At 25.4% G+C, this 3987-nt stretch carries 2 protein-coding genes; both read left to right on the top strand.

The features are described from left to right. Positions 1 to 557: 557 nt before the first annotated feature. Complete coding sequence (locus Q0J90_RS01270; protein ID WP_297276190.1) at positions 558 to 3062, top strand: Crp/Fnr family transcriptional regulator; 2505 nt, start codon at positions 558 to 560, stop codon at positions 3060 to 3062. A gap of 375 nt (positions 3063 to 3437) precedes the next feature. Next, on the top strand, positions 3438 to 3905 hold the full coding sequence (locus Q0J90_RS01265) for a chemotaxis protein CheX (protein ID WP_297276189.1): 468 nt from the start codon (positions 3438 to 3440) through the stop codon (positions 3903 to 3905). The last annotated feature ends 82 nt before the right edge of the window (positions 3906 to 3987 follow it).

Raw genomic sequence — 3987 nt, 5'->3', positions numbered from 1 at the left:
TCTAATATCAAAGCTAAGTTTAATACATCAAATTGAATGAGACTTTTAGCTAATTAAAGCTGTTTCTTATCTAATTCTTTAGTAACGCTCCGCTTAATTGTTTCTACTCTAAGACACACAATCTAATTGTGTTTTCTTTATCTAGTGAAGATTTTTATCAATGCTGATTTCCGTTTTTGTTGGAAATTACTTTCTAAAAATCTACGCTCTTATATATCTGTCAAAGAACCTTTCGTTTCTCATTGATGTTTTTTATTTATCATCAATGTTTTATTAGTATAGCATGCAGCCAAAAAAACGCAATAGTTTTTAACGCTTATTTTATAAAAAAATCGCAATTTATTTTTATTTTTAACTATATACAATACATTTACTACAAAAATTACACAGCTATTAAAAAAACACTTCAAAAATGATGTTTCTTAAACTAAAAAAAAGCCAATATTGACATAAAAAGCCTTGAAAAAATAAAAAAACTAGCATATTCTTAAAAAATAAGTTATACTTTTATAAGTATTCTAAAAAATAATACAAATTTTTATAGTGAGTTATTAATTATGAGTGTAAATATTGAGGAAAATGGAAATTTAAAATTAAAACCAGATAGTATTATATTTCATGAGGGACAAACAGTACAAAATATTTCTATTGTTACAAACGGAGAAATAGATGTGTATATTTCTTCTAAAGAAATTCTTGGTATAGAAGATGAAAGTGAAATTATGAGATATAGCTGCAAACTATTTACTATACCTAAAAATATTATTCTTGGTATAGGAAGTCATAAAAGCAATTCTAAATATATGTTTTCATTTAAGTCTAAGGATAATACAGAAATATATGCTGTAAAAGTTCCTGATAAAGAGTATGTTAAAAATTTTTTTGATGCTAATAAGCCGTATTTAACAAATATATATCATTCAATAGCATACTTTATACTAAAATGTTATGATGAATATGTAAAAATAAAAAAGATAAATGAAGAAGTAAAAATAAATATTGCTAACTTATCTGTTATATATTTTAATTTACAGCAAGGAAAACCAAGAGCTGTGAAATCTGAATTATTTAAAAGTTATAAAGAAATTTATGATGATTCTATAAATTCAGGATTTAATTTCCCTACTTCTTTTGATGTAGATTTTATAAAAACAGATCATAGTGAAATTTACATGCATAATAAAAATCAATTAATAGAAAATTATGAAAAATTAGAATTTGAAATTGATTATGTTAGAAGATTTTTAACTATGCCTAAAAATGTTAAATCTCAATTTTTCACTTATGATACCAATATGAGCTTAGACGCTTCGCATATGCTTTATGAAAGCCTCAAAAAAATGGCATCATTATTAAAAACAGAAATTGTAGAAGGAATAGAAAATATATTATTTTTATACTCAAACGAATCTGAATCATTATTCAATGAATATACTAAAATTGCTATGGATTTAGACAGACAGGGAAGAGACAATGAAGTGTGGGTAAAGTATTCTAAATATATGTCAAATATAATAAAAGATATATATCAAAAAATTAAAAAAGAATATGATTATGATCTAAATATAGACATAGAAGAAATTGATTCAATAATAAAAAGAATATCTAAAAATTTAGTATTATCCCCAGATGAACAAAATATTATGAATGAATCATCTGATAGCATAAAAGTAACTTTAGGATTTGAATCATTGCCTGAAGAAGTAAAAAATCCTACTAAAAAATTAATAGAAATGTCATCTATCGATGAAGATAAAGCTAGAAACTTTATGAAATCTTTACAGGCATTTAGAAAATTAAGAGATAAATTTAGTACAGAAGATGATGTAAGAAAAATAAGAAGAGGTGTTACAAACGTATTTTTTGAAATATATAAAGAAATTGCAAAAAGAGTCATAATAGAAGGAGAAAGCAGCAGACTTATAAAAATGTTTTTAAACTTCGGATATATGGATGATCAGCTGCTCACTCCAAATCAAATAATGGAGCTTTATGAAATAAAAGATAGGAGTAAATCTAAAAAAATTAATATATTCTACATAGACGAATGGCTTAAAAAAATATATGACAGAGATGAACCGCCTTCTGTTAATGGTTTCGGACAGGATTATAGAGAAGCATTAAGAGAATTAAAAAAGAGAGGAACTATAAATGATAAGCAGCTTGAAGAGTATTGGGAAAGTTCTTCAAAAAGATTGGAATATGAAGTAGAAAATATGATTGAAACTACTCACAGATTATGTTACGGACAAGTAAGTATATACTTCCCTATACTTCATAAAGATATGATAACGAAAGACTTTGAGAACGCATTAATACGAAGAGATTTCATGGAAAAATCTATAAGAGAAATAATAGATATAGATTTTTCAGCTTTCTACAGAGAAGTATTATATAAAAACAAAGAGCTAAACATAGAAAAAGAACTCGTTATGCAGGAAGTATTGCCTAATATAATACTGATGCCTACATTCGGTTCAAGAGCTATAATGTGGGAAGAACTTTCAAGCAGACAAAAAAATAGTACAGGAAGATTCTTATTCCCTATATTTACTTCTGAAGATATAGATACTTTATTAATACCTACCATAGGAGCATTCAGATGGGAATTATGCAAAACTATGTTAGGACCTGCTTGGAACGATATTACTCAAATGTCAATTACTTCAGAGTATAGTGATTATGTTCAATTCTACAGAAAGAATAGAAACTTATCAGATGAATCTAAAGAAAAATTAAAAATACAGATTAAAAAGTGCAGAAATAATTTAAGAGAAGTATTTGTTTCAGATTATAATTTATGGATAAGGTATGAAAGCAAAGGTATTATGAGACTCAATAAAGTTGCTAGAGGAATATTGTATAGACAAGTTCCTTTTTCTAAGAACATAAGAGAAGAACTTTCAAAACAGCCTATGTTTACTGAAATAGCAAACAGATTTAAAAATATTAGAGCAAAAAGAGCTACAGAATTAGAAAACAGATATTTCAAATTTACAAAGACTGGAAATCCTTTGCCTGATGAGTTACAGCATCATATAGATTTCTACAAAGAAATGTAAAATAATTACTGGTATTAAAAATAAAAGAGCTTGAAATATTCATGATTATTTTAAGCTCTTTTTTTATTATAAAATAATAAAAAATTATTTTTATATAGTGCTAAAATACATAAAATAAAAACAATATAGACATACTATATTATTTATTAATAACTGTATTAAGTATCAAAAGTTTTATTTCTAGCTTAAAATAAATAAGGTTAAATATCAAAATATTACAAGAAATGCCAAATAAAATATTGTAATAAAGTAAATGATTTTTTTTTCGATATTTAAGGCAGGCATCTTAATACTTCTTTTACAAGCATACTTGCAAAAAAAGTGATAAATTGTTAGAATATACGCAAGTAATTAGTATATAAAAAGAGTATAAAAATGAGACTTGACTATATAAGACCATTTACAGATGCATCTAATGAAATACTAGCAAATTATATAAAAGATGGTATAAAAACAAGTGACATAACATTAAAAGGAGACTTTTTAAATACATCGGGATTAATAGCTATAGTAGCTTTATCAAAAGATATAATTGGTCACTTTTTAATTGATATGGAAGAGGAAACAGCAAAAAAAATAGTTTCCTTGATGAATGATAGAGAAATAAAGGATATTGATAAATTATCATTATCTACATTACAGGAATTAGTAAACTTGATAGCAGGTCTTTCAGTTACTAAATTAGAATCTGACGGATATGATGTTGATATATCTCCGCCGGTTATTATGAAAAGCAAGAATTTAGAAGTTTCGATAAGTGATTCGGAATTTCTTCATATAAAACTAGATACCTCTATTGGCGATTTTAATATATTAGTTGCCGTAGAATCAGAAAAGGAGTAATTAAATATGTCTGATATTAATACAAAAGAAGCTGATGGTATAAATGAATTTGGAAAACCATTCAAAGTTCTAATAGTAGATG

This window comes from uncultured Brachyspira sp., assembly GCF_944390595.1.
GTDB lineage: Bacteria > Spirochaetota > Brachyspiria > Brachyspirales > Brachyspiraceae > Brachyspira.
This window is presented reverse-complemented; position numbering and strand designations above follow the sequence as displayed.